We start from the raw sequence: 18,947 nt of genomic DNA on the forward strand, positions 1-18,947 counted from the left end.
AAGTAAAAAGTGAGAAGCAAAACGTTTTCAAAAAAAATAAATCAACCTCAAGTTTTAAGGTTAAGCCTTATCGCTTTTGCCTTACTACTTTTACCTTTTATTTCAGTAAGTCAAGTCACTTCATCAATAGATTCTACATCAATAAAAATTGGAGAACAAATTACTTATAAAATTGAAGTAGAAACCGATACCGTCAATCGTGTTGTGTTTCCTGAAGGACAAAGCTTTATGCCTTTAGAGATGATCGAATCTTATAAAACAGATACAACTAAGCAAGATGCTAAATACAAACTCATTAAAAAATACGGGTTAACACAGTTTGACTCTGGACGTTATGTTATCCCAAAACAAAAAGTAATAATTGCTGGTAAACAATTTTTAACAGACTCGTTGTTGGTTGAGGTTAATACTATAGAAGTCGATACCACCAAACAAAAGCTTTTTGATATCAAACCCATGTTAGAGGTCGAAAAACCTGCTAGTAACTGGTGGATATATCTGCTTATAGGATTAGCTATTGTATCTGTGGTAGGATTTTTAATTTATTGGTTTGTTTGGCGTAAAAAACCATTAACAGAAGAAGAGGAAATTGCTTTATTACCTCCTTATGACAGAGCTAAATTGGCATTAAAAAAACTTGATGAAAGCAACTACTTAGAGTATGATAAGTATAAAGAATATTATTCTGAATTGACTCTAGCCATAAGAAAATATTTAGACGAAAAAGTCTATGACAGAGCATTAGAAAGTACTACAGACCAATTAATTACTAGGTTAGAAGTATTAAGCGATGGAAACCAAATAGATTTATCAAGAGACGATATTAAAAAACTAGAAGATGTTTTAAAGCGTGCCGATTTAGTGAAGTTTGCAAAATCTGCTCCAGATAAAGAATTAGCTAAAATTGACAGAACAGTTATAGACCAAGAAATTGATGTGGTAAAAGAAGCTCTTCCAGAACCTACAGAAGAAGAAAAATTACTGGATTTAGAGTATAAAAAACAACAAGAACAAAAAGAGTTTAGACAAAAAATATGGGTAACCATTGCTGCTTTAGTGTTTATGTTAGGCTTAACCTTTGCAGCCTTTAGTTATAGATATGGTTTTAATTATGTAGTAGATACTATTTTACAAAAAGACACTAAACAATTATTAGAAGGACATTGGGTAAATAGTGACTATGGTTATCCTCCAATAACCATTTCTACTCCAGAGGTTTTAAAAAGAGAAGAAGCACCAATTCCTGATGAGTTAAGGGATAAAGTTAAAGTATCAGCATTTGGATATGAGTTAAAAAATAAATTCACAATAGCAACAGCTTCAACCGTATTTTCTGGTATGCCAACCGGAGAAAATGCACCAACTACAGAAGACAATTTGTTAAAAGCAATAGAAGGTAATTTTAAAGCAATGGAAGCAGAAGGTGGGCGAAACATTATCTCTAACAGAGATAAGTTTATAACCCCAAATAATGCAGAGGGTGTTAAAACTTCAGGGACTTTTGAGTTTCCTATAGATGAAGACAAAGAGGACTATGTTAATGGTGAGTTTGTTATACTAAGTTTTGCTAATAAAAATGTTATGCAACAAATTTTAATCACTTATCTAAAAGACGATATCTATTTAGATCAAGTGGTAGAACGTATCTTAGCGTCTGTTGAACTTAATCAAAAAGAAGACTAATGTTAGACGGAATTACATTTTTAAATAAAGAATTTTTCTGGTTATTACTAGCACTACCATTAGCAATTATTTGGTATGTGTTTAAACACAAGCAACAAACAGCAGAACTTAAAATATCTAGTCTTAAAGGTTTTAAAATTACCAACTCTTGGTTGCCTAAACTAAAGCACCTTTTATTTGCATTACGTTTATTAGCTTTAGCGATATTAATTACAGCATTAGCAAGACCACGTACATCAGAAACAAATACCAAAACCAAAACCACTAGAGGTATTGACATTGTTATGGCAATAGATGTGTCTGCAAGTATGTTAGCTAAAGATTTAAGACCAAACCGTCTAGAAGCTTTAAAAAATGTAGCAGCTAAGTTTATTAAGGGTAGACCAAACGACAGAATTGGATTGGTAGAATATGCAGGAGAAAGCTACACTAAAACACCTATAACTAGCGATAAAGCAATTGTATTAAGCTCCTTAGAAGATATTAAGTACAACACCATTATAGATGGTGGAACAGCTATCGGTATGGGTTTAGCAACTTCTGTAAACAGACTAAAAGACAGTAAAGCCAAAAGCAAGGTTATAATTTTGCTAACGGATGGTGTCAATAATTCTGGTGTATTAAATCCAAATATTGCAAGCGAATTAGCTGTAGAGTATGATATAAAAGTGTACACCATTGGATTAGGTACCAATGGGATGGCTTTAACACCTTATTCTATAGACAGAAACGGACAATTTCAATATCAAAGAGCTCAAGTTAAAATTGACGAAGACCTGCTAAAAAACATTGCTAAAGTAACCGGAGGAAAATACTTTAGAGCCACTAATACCCAAAAACTAGAACAGATTTACGCCGAAATTAACAAACTAGAAAAAACAGAAATAGACGAAATTAAATACACCACATATCAAGAACATTTTAGACCTTTTATTTGGGTTGCAGGTATCTTGTTATTGTTAGAATTTTTAATAAGAATCACGCTGTTTAGAAGTTTCATTTAACAGAATTAAGAAGAAGAATGTTTCAATTAGAAGAAAAAATATGGTTTTGGACACTGCTAATTATTCCGGTAATTGTGGTCTTCTTTTTGTTGCTTCAATATTGGAAAAAACGCACCCAAAAAAAGTTTGCTAACAAAACCTTATTAAAGCGTTTAAGTCCTAATCAATCATTATTCAAGTCGGTATTAAAACTTATTGTATTATGTTTAGCATTTGCTAGTTTATCTCTTGCTTTGGTCAACCCTAAAGTTGGTACTAAGCTAGAAACAGTAAAGCGCGAAGGTGTAGATATTGTTTTTGCAGTAGATGTTTCTAAAAGTATGCTTGCAGAAGATATTAAACCTAATAGGTTAGAAAAAGCACAACAATTAGTATCCAAAATTATAGATAATTTGGGCAGCGATCGTGTTGGTATTATTGCTTACGCAGGAAAAGCGTTTCCGCAGTTACCAATTACTACAGACTATTCTGCAGCAAAAATGTTTTTGCAAAACTTAAATACAGACATGTTATCGTCCCAAGGTACTGCTATTAACGAAGCTATTAATTTAGCGAAGACCTATTATGATGATGACGAGCAAACCAATCGTGTATTGGTTATCATTTCCGATGGAGAAGACCACAGCGAAGCTGCAGTACAAGTAGCAGAAGAAGCTAGTAAGGAAGGAATTAAGATTTATACCATCGGAGTGGGAGAAACCGCAGGAGGACCAATACCTATTAAAAGAAACGGAGTATTGCTTAACTACAAAAAAGATAAGGACGGAGAAACGGTTATAACAAGATTAGATGAAGACACCTTAAAAGCAATAGCTAACGAGGCTGATGGTATCTATATTAATGGTGCAATAACAGATAAAGTGGTTAACCAAATGACAGATATTTTAAATAAATTAGATAAAAAAGAATTTGAAGCTAAGCAAGTAGCCGACTTTAAATCTCAATTTCAATGGTTTTTAGGGCTTGCCATTTTATTATTGTTTTTAGATATATTTTTATTAGAAAGAAAAACAGCATGGCTTAAAAAATTAAATCTATTTAACGAGAATTTATAATACTCTTAACACCTACCATTCCAAGCCTTTAGTATATTTACGAGTTATTCAAATACAAATGAAACACCTTTTAGCTTACATATTATTTTTAGTTACTGTAACTACTTTTGCTCAAGATAAAAAAGAAGAAAAGCAAACGTTACAAGCGCAAAGTTATGTCGCAGAAGCTAATGACTTGGCTGTTAACGACGCGTTTATTGAAGCAGAAATGGAATACCGTAAAGCCTTATCTTTAAAGCCAACACAAGTGGCTGGAGCCTACAATTTAGGGCATCAATATTTTAAAAAAGGTAATTTTGAAGAAGCGTTATTTAGACATCAACAAGCTGTTAAAAATGCGACCTCTAAAGAAGAAAAACATCGTGCTTATCACAACATTGGAAACATATTAATGGAAGAAAAAAAGTGTAAAGAAGCTGTAGAAGCTTATAAAAGTGCACTTAGAAACAATCCTTCCGATGACGAAACTAGATATAATTATGCAGTAGCCAAGGAGTGTGCCGTTAATCAAAAAAATGACGAGCCACAAGAGGAGGATAATGAAGGAGATAACAACAAAGATAAAGAAGAAAACAAAGACGAAAACCAGAAAGAGAATAACGAAAAAGAGCAAGAAGATCAAGGCGAGGATGACAAAAAAGAAGGTGATCAGGATAAAGATAAAGATGGAGAACCTAAAGATGAAAAAGAAAATGAACAGAAAGAAGGAGACCAAAAAAACGAACAAAAACAACCACAACCAGGACAGTTGTCGCCTCAACAAATTAAAAATTTGTTAGAAGCCATGAATAATCAAGAACAGAAAGTTCAAGAAAAAATAAATGCCCAAAAAGTTAAAGGAGCTAAATTGCAAACAGAAAAAGATTGGTAGAAAATGCATTAGTGCTAGTTTTTTATTACAAAAAATGAAATTTTTAAAACACATACTCATCCTAATTATATTAAGCGCAACAACTATGGTTATTGCTCAGGACGAAGATGCTGTACAGTTTCAAGCTAAAGTCAGTAAAAAAACGTTAGGACTTAATGAGCGTTTACGTGTAGATTTTCAAATGAATAAAGATGGAGACAATTTTGTGCCTCCAAGCTTTGCAGACTTTATAGTTGTTGGAGGTCCAAATCAGTCTGTTAGCCATTCTTGGGATGGTAAAAGACGAAATTTCACTAAAATATACAGTTATTTTTTAGCGCCTAAACAAATGGGTACATTCACCATTAACCAAGCTAAAATTGAGATAGATGGTCAGGACTATAAAACGTCTCCAATTACAATAAAAGTTACTAAAGCAAAAGAAAAACCTGCAGATCCAAATGATCCGGATTATATCGTTCAGGAATATATCCATCTAGTTACAGAAGTCTCTAACACCAATCCATATTTAAACGAGCCTATTAGTGTAGTTTACAAGCTTTATGTTTCGCCATTAGCCGGAATTAGTAACTACAGAGAGTTAGAAAGCCCAGTATTTAATGGTTTTTGGAGTCAGAGTATGGACGACAAAAGGATTAAAGCACAAAATGGTACGTATAAAGGTGAGGATTATAGATATGTTACCCTTAGAAAAACTATATTATATCCTCAAAAAACAGGTAAACTGGTCATAGAGCCACTTAGTTTAGATTTAACATTAGAAGTTCCAACCAATAGGCGAGATATCTTTGGAAATCAAATAAAAACTCAAGCACACAGAACTGTAACTGCTAGCGTTAGAACTGTTAATGTAAAACCATTACCAGAAGAGGGTAAACCCGAAAATTTTACTGGAGCAGTAGGAGATTTTCAGTTTACTATGGAGACCTCCAAAAATAGTTTAAATGCTACAGAATCGTTACAAGCTAAAATAGAAGTGTCTGGTAAAGGAAATTTAAAATTATTTGAATTGCCAAAATTAAAAACACCAAGTACACTAGAGGTGTACGAGCCAGAACACCAAGAAAACGTCAGAACCACAATGTCTGGGATGCAAGGTAAAATTTCGGACACATATACCATTATTCCGCAGTATAAAGGTAAGTTTCCCATTCCACCAGTCAATTTTTCATACTTTGACTTAAAAACTGAAACCTACAAAGAAATTACATCCGAAGATATTGTAATTAATGTTCTGGAAGGACCTGTTTATGCAGAAGCAGATAACAATTTGCCTTTAACTACTAACGGGAAACAACCTGTAGTATTAAACCAAAATCAATTTGCTTTTATAAAAACCAAAACCAATTTTGAATCGATTACTAAAGATACTTTTTTAAATTCTCCAATATTCTGGACAGGTTTAGTTGGACCATTATTAGCAATACCATTAGCTTTAGTTTTTAGAAGAAAACGTGAAGAACGATTAGCAGATGTTAGTGGTAACAGAGTTAGAAGAGCAGATAAATTAGCTAAAAAATATTTAAGCGAAGCAAAAAAAGCATTAGGCCAAAAAGAAGCCTTTTATATTGCTTTAGAAAAAGCATTGCATAATTACTTAAAAGGAAGATTAAACATTGAAACGTCAGACTTAAGTAAAGATAAAATAAGAACCCTTTTACTTGAAAGACAAGTTGAAAACACAGTTATTAATGATTTTGAAGCTATTCTAGAAAATTCTGACTTAGCACGTTACACACCTATTACTACAGTAACAATGCAGCAGGATTATGACAAAGCAGCAAAAACCATTAACCTAATAGATAAACAAATTAGGTATTAAAATGAAACAGTTCCTTTTCATATTTTTTATTTTTATAGGAAACTTAACAGCGCAAAATAAAACTGTTTTTGATGAAGCTAATATGCTTTATAATAATGGAAATTATACAGAAGCTATTAGTAAATACGAAGCAATTTTAAAAACCAATCAGCACTCTGCAGAGTTGTACTATAATTTAGGAAACGCTCATTATAAGCTTAATAACATTGCACCTAGTATTTATTATTACGAAAAAGCATTACAGCTAAAACCTAACGATAAAGACATATTAAACAATATAGTCTATGCAAAAAAAATGACTGTGGACGATATTCAAACTGTTCCACAATTAGGACTGTCTAAGTTTTTTAATCAACTAACACATGCACTTACTTATGACAATTGGGCAAAATTAGCTATTGGATTAATGGTTGTTTTTGTGGTCTTATTTCTATTCTATTTTTTTACATACAGTACAGTTTATAAGCGTTTAACGTTTGTACTAAGTTTTGTGTTTTTGTTTTTAGCCTTATCTAGTGTTGGATTAGCATTTCAGAAACAAGCATTAGATAAAAAAAATAATCCTGCAATAGTTTTTGCTCAAGAATCTGAGGTAAAAACAGAGCCCAATTTAGGAAGTCCAGAAGCTTTTTTGTTACATGAAGGCACTAAAGTTCAGGTGCTTGATACCATAAACAATTGGAAAAAAATCAAGTTAGAAGATGGCAAAACAGGTTGGATACTAAGTGATGATATTAAACTGTTGAATGTTTTTTAATTATTCCTTAACATTTAATTTCTTACTATGTTCTATATTTGCTTTTCTAACTAAGAAAAATGTTTAAAAAAACAATATCTATATTCTTTACAATATTATTTATGGGCTTAATAACAGCTCCATCTATAATTGTTGCTATTGATGATACTATAGATATTTCTATTTTTTATAGCATTTCTGAAGAAGAGGAAGAAATTAAAAATTTAAAACTATTTCCTTCTTTATTAGATGTAGAATACAATATTTCTGATCGTTTAAATTACAACCAAAATTTAGGATATCATTACAAAACGTATCCTAAACCGCATTTAAATATTATATCTCCACCACCAGAATTCATTTAATAGTTTCAGCAATCGGGACGTCTTTCTGTCCAAACAAATTATTAAAAACTAGCTATTGAGACAACTCAATAGTATTAAATGAATTTATTATATGTTTAAAACATTAAAAAATGACATACCAGCGAGTATTGTCGTATTTTTCGTAGCATTACCATTATGTTTAGGTATTGCTCTAGCAAGTGGTGCGCCACTTTTTTCAGGATTAATTGCAGGAATTGTAGGTGGTATTGTAGTTGGAGCCTTAAGTGGTTCTAAAATTGGAGTTAGTGGTCCTGCAGCAGGATTAGCAGCAATTGTATTAACTGCAATTGGAACATTAGGCGGTTATCAAAACTTTTTGGTAGCTGTAGTTTTAGGAGGTATTATACAAATACTTTTTGGTGTGCTTAAAGCTGGAATTATAGGGTATTATTTCCCATCTTCTGTTATTAAAGGTATGCTAACCGGAATTGGAATTATCATTATTTTAAAACAAATTCCTTACTTTTTTGGACTTGATAAAAACCCAGAAGGAGATTTTGCCTTTTTACAAATTGATGGAGAAAATACTTTTACCGAGTTACTTAAAGCAATCAATGCTTTAATCAGTGGTAATTTTGATCATGGCGCCACACTTATTGCCTTTATTTCATTAGGGATTTTATTATTATGGAGTAACGTCTTAAGTAAAAAAGGAAAGTTTTTTGAAATTGTACAAGGACCTTTAGTCGCTGTAATAGTAGGTATTCTATTTTATGTGATCACGAAATCCAATGACACTTTATCTTTAGAAGCATCACATTTAGTTAGTGTACCAGTACCTGATAGTTTCGATTCATTTATCGGGCAATTCAGTTTCCCAAATTTTAGTGTAATTACAAGCACAGACGTATGGATTGTTGCATTTACCATAGCTTTAGTTGCTAGTTTAGAAACGCTATTATGTGTAGAAGCAACAGATAAACTTGATCCTAATAAAAATGTGACTCCAACTAACAGAGAGCTATTTGCACAAGGAACTGGAAACGTTATTTCTGGTATGATTGGTGGATTACCTATAACACAAGTTATTGTTAGAAGTTCTGCTAACATTCAATCTGGTGGACGTAGTAAATTATCTGCTATAATTCATGGTTTTTTACTTTTAATATCAGTAGTGTCTATACCAAAATTACTTAACATGATACCGCTTTCTGTATTAGCAGCAGTACTATTTATTGTTGGATATAAATTAGCAAAACCAGCATTGTTCAAAAAAATGTATGAATTGGGTTGGAAACAATTTATCCCATTTACAGTAACCGTTTTAGGTATTGTATTTATTGACTTACTTTGGGGAATTGGTTTAGGATTAGCAGTAGGAATTGTTGTTATTTTAATAAAAAGCTACCAAAACTCTCATTTCTTACATATTGAAGATAAAAGTAATGGTAAGCATAAAATAAAAATGACCTTGGCGGAAGAAGTAACTTTCTTTAATAAAGGTGCTATTTTAAAAGAACTAGATAGCATACCTAGAGACACCTATTTAGAGTTAGATGTTAGAAAAACAAGATATTTAGACAATGATATTATTGAAATTTTAGACGATTTTGCTTTTAAAGCTAAAGAGCGAAATATCGATATACAACTTATTTCTGAACGAGGTGTTGAAGAAAACCCAGACAGTTTTATCGAGTTTTTTAAACTTAGACCAAAATCCGCTTAAACTCTCACACCATGAAAAATAATAAATATAAAATATTGGTGTTGTCGGATTTGAAAAAGTCAGCAGAATCAGCATTAAAAAACGCAATTAGTTTAGCCAAATTAGTTGATGGAGAAGTAACACTTTTTCATGTTAAAAAACCAACAGAAGTTGTAGGTAGAGAAAGTCAGTTATCTGCTATGCGATCTATAAATCAAGAGCATATTGACACTAATAAAACTATAGAAAGCTTAATTAATTCAATAACTAAAGACTATGATTTAAATGTGGACTATAAGTTTACAATGGGTAATCTTAAAAATGAAGTTGAAAATTTCATCAATCAATTTCAACCAGATATAATAGTTTTAGGTAAGAGAAACTCTAAAACGCTTAGCTTTATTGGAGATAACTTAATTGATGTTGTTTTAAAAAACCACGATGGTGTAATAATGGTGGCTTCAGATAAGCATCCTTTACAACCAAATCAAGAGATTTCAATTGGATTATTAAATCAAGAACAAAGTACTCCAAATATTTACTTTTTAGATAAATTGATTCATAAAACAAAGCAACCGTTAAAGTCATTTAAAATAGTAGATAACCCAATAACAATTAAAAATACAGATACAACTTCAGAAAAAAACACAATAGTATATGTGTTTGAAAAAGGAGGTGATGCAATTAAAAATGTGTCAAAATATGCATCAAAAAATAAAATAAATTTGTTGTGTGTAAACAATAGTAAGTACCATACAACAAATACTAGTATTAAGGATATTATTAATAACTTTAACGTTTCTCTGTTATTAGCAGGAGACCAAAAACCAGTACTAAACAAATAGAACTGGATTTATAAACTATAAAATATAAAATTATGAAAGCACATACAAAAGAAACTCAAGCTACAATGACCCCTCAAAAGGCATTACAATTTTTAGAAGAGGGAAACCAAAGGTTTCAAGATAATCTAAAAGCAAATAGAAACCTATTAGAGCAGGTTAATGACACCAGAGATGGTCAATTTCCATTTGCAACTATATTAAGTTGTATAGATTCTCGTGTATCTGCCGAGTTGGTTTTTGATCAAGGATTGGGAGACATTTTTAGTGTTCGTATTGCAGGAAACTTTGTAAACGAAGATATTTTAGGAAGTATGGAGTTTGCTTGTAAATTAGCGGGTACAAAACTAATTGTAGTATTAGGACACACGTCTTGTGGTGCAGTAAAGGGTGCTTGTGACCATGCTGAAATGGGCAACTTAACTGCGTTATTGTCTAAAATTACACCTGCAGTAAATGCTGTAAAAGAGCCAACAGATGAAAGCTTAAGAAATTCTAAAAATTTAGATTTTGTTGATGAAGTTTCTAAGAAAAATGTAAAATTAACTATCGACAGGATCCATGCAGAAAGCCCAATTTTATCCGAAATGGAAAAGAATGGTGAAATTAAAATAGTTGGAGCTATGTACGATATATCAACAGGTGCAGTAGAATTTTACAACTAGAAATATCTTTTATGAATATGCTAAAACTGAAAAAGAAAAATTTAATAGCAACACTAGCGTTAGCGTTAGTGTTGCCTTTTTATGGGCTTAGTCAAGATAGTAATTTAGGTAACTGGTTAATTTACATTGGAAGTAAAAAACTAGATAACGGATGGAACTTACATCACGAAGTACAATACCGTAATTACGATGCAATTGGAGATTTAGAACAATTACTGTTACGTACTGGAGTAGGTTACAATTTAACAGAAAACAACAATAATATACTGTTAGGATATGGCTATATATTATCAGAAAACTATGTAGGCGAAACAGATGAAAAAGTGTCAGTTAACGAACACCGAATATTCCAACAATTTACCACTAAACAAAAAGTAGGTAATGTAGGGTTAAGTCATCGTTACCGTTTTGAACAACGCTTTGTAGAAAGTGATTTTAAAATGCGATTCAGATATTTTTTAGGTTTTAAATTACCACTTCAAAACAAGGAGGAAGGTAAAAACCCGCTATATCTTTCGGCATATAACGAGATTTTTTTAAATACAAAATCATCCATATTTGATCGTAATAGATTGTACGGTGGTTTAGGTTATCAATTTTCAGATCATTTAAGACTAGAACTTGGTTATATGAATCAGTTTTTTGAAACATCAAGTCGTGACCAAATTAATATTATTGCATTTGTCAATTTCTAAGAGCTAAAACCTCAAATATTAAAATTTATAAAAAGCTGATACCTTGTTATCAGCTTTTTTAATAAAAATAACTTATTTTAGTAAATCACCATTAAACCAACAACAATGAAGAAATTTTTTGCCCATTTAAAAGGAGACGCTTTTGGAGGAATTACAGCAGGTATAGTCGCTTTACCCTTAGCTTTAGCTTTTGGAGTATCCTCAGGACTTGGTCCTAGTGCAGGATTGTATGGTGCAATTTTTATTAGTTTTTTTGCTGCATTATTTGGTGGTACACCAACGCAAATTTCTGGGCCAACTGCACCAATGACAGCAGTTAGTATGGTGGTTATTGCAGGTATTATTGCAGCAAACGATGGTAGTTTAGAAAAAGCGTTACCTTATATACTAACCGTTTTTTTAATGGCTGGACTCTTTCAAATAGGTTTAGGAGTTTTAGGTTTTGGAAGGTATATAAAGTATATTCCCTATCCAGTAGTTTCTGGGTTTATGACCGCTATTGGAGTTATAATTTTAGTCACACAAATCTTACCTTCTATTGGTTATTATCCAAAAGAAGACGCAGAATATGTCAACCAGTTTAAACCGCAAGCAGAAGAGTTAATTCTAGAAAACATTCTAAAAGAAGAAGCTGGTGAAGATATTTTAGTATTAGAGGATTTTAAAGAAACCATTAGTCGTGCCAGCAAAGTGACAGAAGCAGATATTGCTAAAGAGTCTCAAACACTAGCTAAAAAAGAGGCTTCAGGTGTTTTAGGTACTTTAAAAGTATTGCCTAGAGCTATAAAAAGTATTAATTGGTTAGAGTTAGCATTAGCTTTAGCAACTATATTTATTGTTTATGGCTTTAAACGAATTACCACAAAAATCCCAAGTGCATTAGTCGCCCTTTTAGTTGTTTCTGGGGTTGCGTATGGATTTAATTTAGGGTATAGACCAATTGAAGAAATTCCTTTTGGACTACCTCTACCTAATCTAGAAATTATTACTGGCTTTAGTCTAAAAAGCATTACGCCTTATATATTTACAGCAATTACTTTGGCACTTTTAGGTGCAATAGACTCGTTACTAACAAGTGTCGTTGCAGATAATATGACTAAAACAAAACACAACCCAAATAAAGAATTAGTGGGTCAAGGTATAGGTAATAGTATTGCTTCAGTGTTTGGAGGTATTCCTGGTGCAGGAGCAACTATTAGAACGGTTGTAAACATTAACGCAGGAGGTAAAACAAAATTATCTGGTATGATAGCTGGTGTTATGCTTTTAATAATTACTCTTGGTTTAGGTCCTGTAGCGTCAAAAATTCCTGCAGCAGTATTAGCAGGTATTTTAATTACTGTTGGTATAGGAGTTATGGATTATAAAGGTTTAAAAGCTATTCCAGCTTTACCAAAAGACATAAAAATTGGTCCATTAAAATTAAGTTCTGAGGTGTTAATTATGTTAATAGTATTAGTACTTTCAAGCTTATGGGATTTAATTTATGCTGTAGGAATTGGGTTAGTAATTGCTTCACTTTTATTTATGAAAAAAATTGGCGATTTAACAGCGCAACGGTCTGATGTTAAACCATTAAAAGAAGAAGCTTGGGCAGATGAGGGTGGTTTCCCTGTTAATTTAAAAGAAGAAGTGTTTATTAAGCATATTAAAGGTCCTTTGTTTTTTGGCTCGACTTCAGATTTTCAACAACTTGCACTTCAAATTCCAAGAACAGCAAAAACAGTAATTATAAGATTAGGACGTATGCAATATATGGATCAATCTGGTTTATATGCTATGGAGGATGTCTTGATTGATTTAAAAAAACAAAACATGAATGTCTTGTTTGTTAACCTCTTAAAACAACCAAGATACATGATGGAACGTATAGATATTATTCCAGATTTAATTCCAAAAGAGCACATTTTTAAAGACTTTGACGCTTGTTTAAAATGGGTTAAAGCTAATGTAAAAGACGAGTATTAAGCTTCAGATTCGTTTGTTGGTTCAGCAGGATCTATAATTGGATTATCCTCTTCTTCTCCAGATTTTATGATACTTGGAAATATCATAGGAGCAAGAGATTTTACGGGTTTGTAAAGTATAGAATCCTTAATATCCTCCTCTTCAACAAACGGAATGGTGTTATTCATTTTGTCAAAAACAATTAATAATACGCTTAAAATTAAACCTACTTTTAGCGCTCCAAAAACAGCGCCTAACAGTTTGTTTAAAATTCCTAAAGCTGCAAAATCAGCCAATTTGGTTAAAGCTTTCCCAGCTAAGCTAATTGCAAGTATTATAACCACAAACGTAATAGCAAAAGCGACAATATTAATAGTTTTTTCGTCCCAAGACGTTTTATCTATTAAAAAATTAGCAGCAAAGTAACTAAAATGTATGGCACCATAAACACCAGCAATTAGCGCAACGATAGATGCTAGTTCTACAAAAAGTCCTTTAAATAATCCACGTACTAATCCAAATAAAAGTAAAGCACCTAAAACAATATCTATAACAGCCATAATACTATAATTTAAACAAATATAAACTAACTTTGCAACTTTCAAACTTATACTTTTAACCTAATACATGTCAAGAGACGAACAATTAAAACAACGTTGGGAATTAGTAGTCCAAAAACTATCTAATCAATTTGCAGATGGAGATACTCTAGATTTAGATGCTATAATTTACTTAATTGGTGTGCAGGAACTGGGTCAGTTAGAGCGTAAGTTTAAAAAAGATCACAAATTAGATTTAATGCATATTGCCATTTGTAAACTGTTATCGCCTTATGGGTATTACGAGTTTGATTTTGTGGATGAAGACGGTTGGCCACATTATAAAGTAAAAGAGGCGTTACCACATTTAAAAGCAGGAGAGCAAAGCATTTTAATGAAAGAAGCCATTGTGAACTATTTTATAGAAACCGAATATATAGAGTAGAAATTATTAAATTTGCCAATCATTTTAAGATTATGATAGACAAGATTAAAGAACTAATTGCCGAAGCTGAAGCTTTTAAAGCCCAAACTAAAGAAGAGGTAGAAGCGTTTAGAATTAAATATTTAGGTAAAAAAGGGTTGCTTAACGAGTATTTTGCTGAGTTTAAAAATGTAGCAAACGACCAGAAAAAAGAATTTGGACAAGCCATTAACACCCTTAAAAACACTGCTCAAGATAAAGTAAATGCACTTAAAGCAGAGTTAGAAAATGCATCAGACAATTCGACATCTAATTTAGATTTATCGCGTCCAGGAGAGCCTATTACTATTGGTTCTCGTCATCCTATATCTATCGTAAAAAATCAAATTATAGACATTTTTTCAAACATTGGATTTAATGTTAGTGAAGGACCAGAAATAGAAGACGATTGGCATAACTTTACTGCATTAAATTTGCCAGAATACCATCCAGCTAGAGATATGCAGGACACGTTTTTTATACAAACTAATCCTGATATTTTATTACGTACACATACTAGTTCTGTGCAAGTGCGTTATATGGAAAATAATCCACCTCCAATTCGTACCATATCACCAGGTCGTGTGTATAGAAACGAAGCTATATCTGCTCGATCACATTGTTTTTTCCATCAAGTAGAAGGTTTGTACATAGATAAAGACGTTAGTTTTGCAGATTTAAAACAAACCCTTCAATACTTTACTACCGAGTTATTTGGAAAAGCAAAAATAAGATTACGTCCATCATATTTCCCGTTTACGGAGCCAAGTGCTGAGGTAGATGTATATTGGGGCTTAGAAACCGAAACAGATTACAAAATTACCAAAGGAACTGGTTGGTTAGAAATTGGTGGTTGTGGTATGGTAGATCCAAACGTATTAACTAATTGCGGAATTGATGCAGAAGAATATTCTGGATTTGCATTTGGTGTTGGGATAGACCGTATCGCTATGCTGCTTCATCAAATTAGCGATATTAGATTACTAAGCGAAAATGATGTTAGATTTTTAGAGCAATTTAAATCGGCTTTATAAATTGAAAAAAGACATTCACATCCCAAAAGTTGAAAACGTCTATATAGCAGTTGTTAACGAGTATAATGACATCTATAAGACCCAAGATTGGAATGCCTATATTATAAACGATAAAGACGTTGATTTAGACACGATACTAATTGTAACTAGTGGTTATTCTGAAGATAAAATGACTTCCATATTCAGAAAAAAACTAGATAAATTACCTAAAAAAAGCTACGCTAAGATAGAGTTGATGCAAGAAGACTTATTTGCTTTAAACAACCAGTTTAAAGTGACTTTTTTTGAAGGTAATACGATGTTTGATAAAACCTACACGTTTAGAAAAAACACCATAAATTTAAAAGCGTTACAACCCATACCTTTAATGGAGGCTCGTGGTGTGTTGGTAAAATAAATTCCTGCGTAGGCAGGAATCTCTTGGTAAATAAACCTATATTTTGGTATAAGCAAAAACCTTGGCAGATAATTGCGTTAGGGATTGAACGGTTTGTTTGAGCTCCTCGCAGAGAGCGAGTAGTGAAAGCCCGACCCTTGTGGTAACGCCTAAATAATTTACATTCTATTAGTCAAATTGCTTCACCTTGTTCGCAATGACAAGTCAAAACTAATCCAACCTATCCGTCAGTTTTTTAAATACTTTTTTAGCATCTTTACCTTCGTATAACACTGCGTAAACTGCATCTATAATTGGTGTACGGGTTTTCTTTTTGTTTTTTTCGTTGAGTAGATGTGCAGATTTTGTTGCATAATACCCTTCTGCAACCATACTCATTTCCATTTGGGCAGATTTTACCGTGTATCCTTTACCTATCATATTTCCAAACATACGGTTTCTAGAAAACGTAGAGTAGCCAGTTACTAGTAAATCACCTAAGTAAGCCGAGTTGTTAATGTTACGTTTCATTTTATGCATTTTTTTAATAAAACGCTTCATTTCTCGTATGGCATTACTCATAAGTACGCTTTGGAAGTTATCTCCATAACCCAAACCATGTGCAATTCCTGCAGCAATTGCGTAAATATTTTTAAGCATCACAGCATACTCGGTTCCAATAATATCGTCACTAATTTTAGTTTTGATATAGTCACTAGATAAAACATCTGCAATTGCTTGTGCTTTATCTTGATCTGCACAAGAAATTGTAAGGTAAGATAAACGCTCTAACGCCACCTCTTCTGCGTGACAAGGTCCAGCGATTACACCAATATTTTCAAAAGGGATGTTGTAGTTATCATGAAAATGCTCGCCTAGCAGTAAACCAGATTCTGGTAGTATACCTTTTACCGCAGAAACCACAGTTTTATTAGTAATATCTATGGTTAGTTTTTCTAATTCTGAATGAATAAATGCAGACGGAATAGCAAAAATTAGCACGTCTGCATAAGCAGCCATCTTATTTATATCATTGCTTAGCTTTAATTGTTCTAAATGAAACTCGACAGAGCTTAAATAACTAGGGTTATGTTGTTCTTTAAGTAAATGTTCTTTAGTATATACACTTCGCATATACCATCCAACTTCATTTAGATTTTCACACAGCATTTTTACAATTGCAGTCGCCCAACTTCCAGATCCAAAAACAGCGTATTTTAATTGTTGACTCATATAAAGGATTAATTTCTAGTTCAAAAATACATAAAAATTAACTCTTTAAATTTTACTGATTATCAATAGTTTAACATTTTTGGCACGCCTTTTGAAAATGGTGAAGTATCAATCCTTAAAACGACAGATTATGAAGACGATAAAATTACTTTCGACATTTGCTTTAATAGCAACATTATTTACTTCTTGTTACACAGAAGTGGTAGTAGACAATAATGGGTTTGATTCTGCACCAGTAAGTATTAATCAATTGTTAAATAGCCATGAATTATGGTATGTAGCAATAGATGAAACTATTGGTTTTGGCGAATCTCCTTTTTTACAAATAGCTTTTACCGTATCGTTTAGAAACGGAACACTATATGCTAATAACAACTTAGTTGGTATTGGTAGTCAGGGTAACGGATTTGGTATCCCAATAGGATATTATAATGCTTACGATATGATTTTGGACATTGATCATGACATTGATGGCTATGATAGTTTTGATGTCTATCAAATAGATAATAATACTATAGAATTATATAACCCATTTAATGATACGTCTTATTTTTTACATGGTTACCAGCGTAATAATTTTGATTACGACTATGTATTCTATGACAATATCCAATACTTTTTACAAGAGTATGAAGCTTGGGAAAAAACATACACCAGTAACTATGGTGCTTTAAACGAGTTTGATAACGAAAACTACCTGCAATTTTTATCTGGTGGAAATGACAACACGTTTAGAAGCAGTCAAGATCCAAACGGAATTAATCCAGACAATATATATTGGGATTTTACAGGATTGTATAACGTAGGAAACGTAAGCAATAATATGTATTTAAAAACACTAGTCTTAGATTACGATTATTTTGATAACGAGCAGTTTGAGCTAAGTGTGATAAACGACCAACGTGTTGAATTATATCACCAAAGTTCTGGAACCGTTTATCAGTTTACAGGTAGAGGATACATAGAGTATTTAAAAGTGGGAACAGAAATTAATAAAACTAAATCTTCTGGACTTAAAAAGCGTGTGCAACACACGACAAAAAAAGAAAATACTAGAGAGAACACTAGACAAAACACCAAATCATAAATACATATAGAATTAGTTAGTTAGTTTGTAAAACCGTTTAAAGCAATAGCTTTAGGCGGTTTTCTTTTTCCATCATACTTCTGTTTTTGTATAAAAGTGGTTTAATTATTTAGTAATGTATTAACATAAGAATTGTTAATATAAGTTGCAGTTGGTTTACTAATTTTCTAACTTTAGAACAATATATTCAACATTTAAAACACTAATATAATTATGGGATTATTTTCATTTATTAAAAACGCAGGTGCTAAAGTATTTGGGATCGGGAAAACAGATAAAGAAGAAGAAGCAGAAGCTGCTGCAGCAGAAGTAAAAATGGAAACATTAGCAGCCAGAAAACTGGAACAAACCGCAAGAGATTTAGATTTACACGTAACAGGGTTAAATATTTTTATTGACGATGATGCTGCAACCATTTCTGGTGAAGCAGCAGACCAAGCTACTAGAGAAAAAATAGTTTTATTAGTTGGTAATAGCGAAGGTATTGCTACAGTAGATGATCAAATGACGGTTGCTGAAGTAGCGGAGGTTATATCAGAAGCGCAATTTCATACTGTAGTAAGTGGAGATACATTAGGTAAAATAGCAAAGCAATATTATGGAAATGCTATGAAATACCCAGAGATATTTGAAGCTAATAAACCTATGTTAACAGACCCAGATAAAATTTATCCAGGACAAATGTTACGTATTCCGTCTTTAGACTAAACTAAAAATTTTTAATATTTAAAAACTCAATTAAATTCATTTAATTGAGTTTTTTTGTAGTCTTTTTCTTTGATTTTAATAAATTATTAAGTAATACATCGATTAAATTGTGATACACATCGGATAATCAATACATTTAATAATATTAACCTACTA

19 protein-coding genes are annotated in these 18,947 nt (G+C 32.1%); 17 read left to right on the top strand and 2 right to left on the bottom strand.

Annotated elements, in window-relative coordinates:
* The first annotated feature begins 9 nt into the window (after positions 1 to 9).
* The 12 genes from LY08_RS11590 (at position 10) to LY08_RS11645 (ending at position 13,372) form a co-directional block, all read left to right on the top strand.
* A complete protein-coding gene (locus LY08_RS11590) occupies positions 10 to 1,683 on the top strand; it encodes a hypothetical protein (protein WP_111660611.1) in 1,674 nt (557 codons plus the stop codon).
* A complete protein-coding gene (locus tag LY08_RS11595; RefSeq protein ID WP_111660612.1) occupies positions 1,683 to 2,687 on the top strand; it encodes a VWA domain-containing protein in 1,005 nt (334 codons plus the stop codon). The genes LY08_RS11590 and LY08_RS11595 overlap by 1 nt, the downstream gene beginning before the upstream one ends.
* 17 nt (positions 2,688 to 2,704) lie before the next feature.
* Complete coding sequence (locus LY08_RS11600; RefSeq protein ID WP_111660613.1) at positions 2,705 to 3,742, top strand: vWA domain-containing protein; 1,038 nt, start codon at positions 2,705 to 2,707, stop codon at positions 3,740 to 3,742.
* Between the two features lie 58 nt (positions 3,743 to 3,800).
* On the top strand, positions 3,801 to 4,613 hold the full coding sequence (locus LY08_RS11605; RefSeq protein WP_111660614.1) for a tetratricopeptide repeat protein: 813 nt from the start codon (positions 3,801 to 3,803) through the stop codon (positions 4,611 to 4,613).
* A gap of 34 nt (positions 4,614 to 4,647) precedes the next feature.
* A complete protein-coding gene (locus tag LY08_RS11610; protein ID WP_111660615.1) occupies positions 4,648 to 6,435 on the top strand; it encodes a BatD family protein in 1,788 nt (595 codons plus the stop codon).
* 1 nt (position 6,436) lies between these two features.
* The gene (locus tag LY08_RS11615) at positions 6,437 to 7,192 is read left to right on the top strand and encodes a tetratricopeptide repeat protein (protein WP_111660616.1); all 756 of its coding nucleotides are present in this window, start codon (positions 6,437 to 6,439) and stop codon (positions 7,190 to 7,192) included.
* A gap of 101 nt (positions 7,193 to 7,293) precedes the next feature.
* The gene (locus tag LY08_RS11620) at positions 7,294 to 7,536 is read left to right on the top strand and encodes a hypothetical protein (protein WP_245907586.1); all 243 of its coding nucleotides are present in this window, start codon (positions 7,294 to 7,296) and stop codon (positions 7,534 to 7,536) included.
* Positions 7,537 to 7,627: 91 nt separating this feature from the next.
* Positions 7,628 to 9,223, top strand: coding sequence for a SulP family inorganic anion transporter (locus LY08_RS11625; protein ID WP_111660617.1), 1,596 nt, complete (start codon positions 7,628 to 7,630; stop codon positions 9,221 to 9,223).
* A gap of 11 nt (positions 9,224 to 9,234) precedes the next feature.
* The gene (locus LY08_RS11630) at positions 9,235 to 10,047 is read left to right on the top strand and encodes a universal stress protein (RefSeq protein WP_111660618.1); all 813 of its coding nucleotides are present in this window, start codon (positions 9,235 to 9,237) and stop codon (positions 10,045 to 10,047) included.
* A 32-nt stretch (positions 10,048 to 10,079) separates the two neighbouring features.
* Positions 10,080 to 10,709, top strand: coding sequence for a carbonic anhydrase family protein (locus tag LY08_RS11635; protein ID WP_111660619.1), 630 nt, complete (start codon positions 10,080 to 10,082; stop codon positions 10,707 to 10,709).
* An 11-nt stretch (positions 10,710 to 10,720) separates the two neighbouring features.
* The gene (locus tag LY08_RS11640; RefSeq protein WP_245907587.1) at positions 10,721 to 11,404 is read left to right on the top strand and encodes a DUF2490 domain-containing protein; all 684 of its coding nucleotides are present in this window, start codon (positions 10,721 to 10,723) and stop codon (positions 11,402 to 11,404) included.
* A 105-nt stretch (positions 11,405 to 11,509) separates the two neighbouring features.
* On the top strand, positions 11,510 to 13,372 hold the full coding sequence (locus LY08_RS11645; protein WP_111660620.1) for a SulP family inorganic anion transporter: 1,863 nt from the start codon (positions 11,510 to 11,512) through the stop codon (positions 13,370 to 13,372).
* Here the strand turns inward: LY08_RS11645 and LY08_RS11650 are convergent.
* Entirely contained in the window at positions 13,369 to 13,911 is a 543-nt protein-coding gene (locus LY08_RS11650) for a CvpA family protein (protein ID WP_111660621.1), read from the bottom strand. The genes LY08_RS11645 and LY08_RS11650 overlap by 4 nt on opposite strands.
* Positions 13,912 to 13,978: 67 nt before the next feature.
* Between LY08_RS11650 and LY08_RS11655 the strand changes: the two genes are divergently transcribed.
* Genes LY08_RS11655 through LY08_RS11665 form a run of 3 tightly spaced genes read left to right on the top strand, consistent with a single transcriptional unit; the run spans position 13,979 to position 15,784 of the window.
* Positions 13,979 to 14,335, top strand: a complete 357-nt coding sequence (locus tag LY08_RS11655) for a hypothetical protein (protein ID WP_111660622.1) — start codon at positions 13,979 to 13,981, stop codon at positions 14,333 to 14,335.
* Positions 14,336 to 14,367: 32 nt separating this feature from the next.
* On the top strand, positions 14,368 to 15,387 hold the full coding sequence (pheS, locus tag LY08_RS11660) for a phenylalanine--tRNA ligase subunit alpha (protein WP_111660623.1): 1,020 nt from the start codon (positions 14,368 to 14,370) through the stop codon (positions 15,385 to 15,387).
* Position 15,388: 1 nt separating this feature from the next.
* Positions 15,389 to 15,784, top strand: coding sequence for a hypothetical protein (locus tag LY08_RS11665; RefSeq protein WP_111660624.1), 396 nt, complete (start codon positions 15,389 to 15,391; stop codon positions 15,782 to 15,784).
* Positions 15,785 to 15,994: 210 nt separating this feature from the next.
* Here LY08_RS11665 and LY08_RS11670 read toward each other — a convergent pair whose 3' ends face one another.
* Complete coding sequence (locus LY08_RS11670; protein ID WP_111660625.1) at positions 15,995 to 16,996, bottom strand: NAD(P)H-dependent glycerol-3-phosphate dehydrogenase; 1,002 nt, start codon at positions 16,994 to 16,996, stop codon at positions 15,995 to 15,997.
* A 130-nt stretch (positions 16,997 to 17,126) separates the two neighbouring features.
* Between LY08_RS11670 and LY08_RS11675 the strand changes: the two genes are divergently transcribed.
* Positions 17,127 to 18,083: a nicotinic acid mononucleotide adenyltransferase gene (locus LY08_RS11675; RefSeq protein WP_111660626.1), complete on the top strand. Its 957-nt coding sequence runs from the start codon at positions 17,127 to 17,129 to the stop codon at positions 18,081 to 18,083.
* A gap of 213 nt (positions 18,084 to 18,296) precedes the next feature.
* A complete protein-coding gene (gene lysM, locus LY08_RS11680; protein WP_111660627.1) occupies positions 18,297 to 18,791 on the top strand; it encodes a peptidoglycan-binding protein LysM in 495 nt (164 codons plus the stop codon).
* The last annotated feature ends 156 nt before the right edge of the window (positions 18,792 to 18,947 follow it).

The organism is Olleya aquimaris, assembly GCF_003259525.1.
Taxonomy (GTDB): Bacteria; Bacteroidota; Bacteroidia; order Flavobacteriales; family Flavobacteriaceae; genus Olleya; species Olleya aquimaris.

What these genes read in the sequence shown, in the direction of transcription:
- LY08_RS11595 (WP_111660612.1), top strand. Translation starts at nt 1,683, where the DNA reads ATGTTAGACGGAATTACATTTTTAAATAAAGAATTTTTCTGGTTATTA.
- LY08_RS11600 (WP_111660613.1), top strand. Translation starts at nt 2,705, where the DNA reads ATGTTTCAATTAGAAGAAAAAATATGGTTTTGGACACTGCTAATTATT.
- LY08_RS11605 (WP_111660614.1), top strand. Translation starts at nt 3,801, where the DNA reads ATGAAACACCTTTTAGCTTACATATTATTTTTAGTTACTGTAACTACT.
- LY08_RS11610 (WP_111660615.1), top strand. Translation starts at nt 4,648, where the DNA reads ATGAAATTTTTAAAACACATACTCATCCTAATTATATTAAGCGCAACA.
- LY08_RS11615 (WP_111660616.1), top strand. Translation starts at nt 6,437, where the DNA reads ATGAAACAGTTCCTTTTCATATTTTTTATTTTTATAGGAAACTTAACA.
- LY08_RS11620 (WP_245907586.1), top strand. Translation starts at nt 7,294, where the DNA reads ATGGGCTTAATAACAGCTCCATCTATAATTGTTGCTATTGATGATACT.
- LY08_RS11625 (WP_111660617.1), top strand. Translation starts at nt 7,628, where the DNA reads ATGTTTAAAACATTAAAAAATGACATACCAGCGAGTATTGTCGTATTT.
- LY08_RS11630 (WP_111660618.1), top strand. Translation starts at nt 9,235, where the DNA reads ATGAAAAATAATAAATATAAAATATTGGTGTTGTCGGATTTGAAAAAG.
- LY08_RS11635 (WP_111660619.1), top strand. Translation starts at nt 10,080, where the DNA reads ATGAAAGCACATACAAAAGAAACTCAAGCTACAATGACCCCTCAAAAG.
- LY08_RS11640 (WP_245907587.1), top strand. Translation starts at nt 10,721, where the DNA reads ATGAATATGCTAAAACTGAAAAAGAAAAATTTAATAGCAACACTAGCG.
- LY08_RS11645 (WP_111660620.1), top strand. Translation starts at nt 11,510, where the DNA reads ATGAAGAAATTTTTTGCCCATTTAAAAGGAGACGCTTTTGGAGGAATT.
- LY08_RS11650 (WP_111660621.1), bottom strand. Translation starts at nt 13,911, where the DNA reads ATGGCTGTTATAGATATTGTTTTAGGTGCTTTACTTTTATTTGGATTA.
- LY08_RS11655 (WP_111660622.1), top strand. Translation starts at nt 13,979, where the DNA reads ATGTCAAGAGACGAACAATTAAAACAACGTTGGGAATTAGTAGTCCAA.
- pheS (WP_111660623.1), top strand. Translation starts at nt 14,368, where the DNA reads ATGATAGACAAGATTAAAGAACTAATTGCCGAAGCTGAAGCTTTTAAA.
- LY08_RS11670 (WP_111660625.1), bottom strand. Translation starts at nt 16,996, where the DNA reads ATGAGTCAACAATTAAAATACGCTGTTTTTGGATCTGGAAGTTGGGCG.
- LY08_RS11675 (WP_111660626.1), top strand. Translation starts at nt 17,127, where the DNA reads ATGAAGACGATAAAATTACTTTCGACATTTGCTTTAATAGCAACATTA.
- lysM (WP_111660627.1), top strand. Translation starts at nt 18,297, where the DNA reads ATGGGATTATTTTCATTTATTAAAAACGCAGGTGCTAAAGTATTTGGG.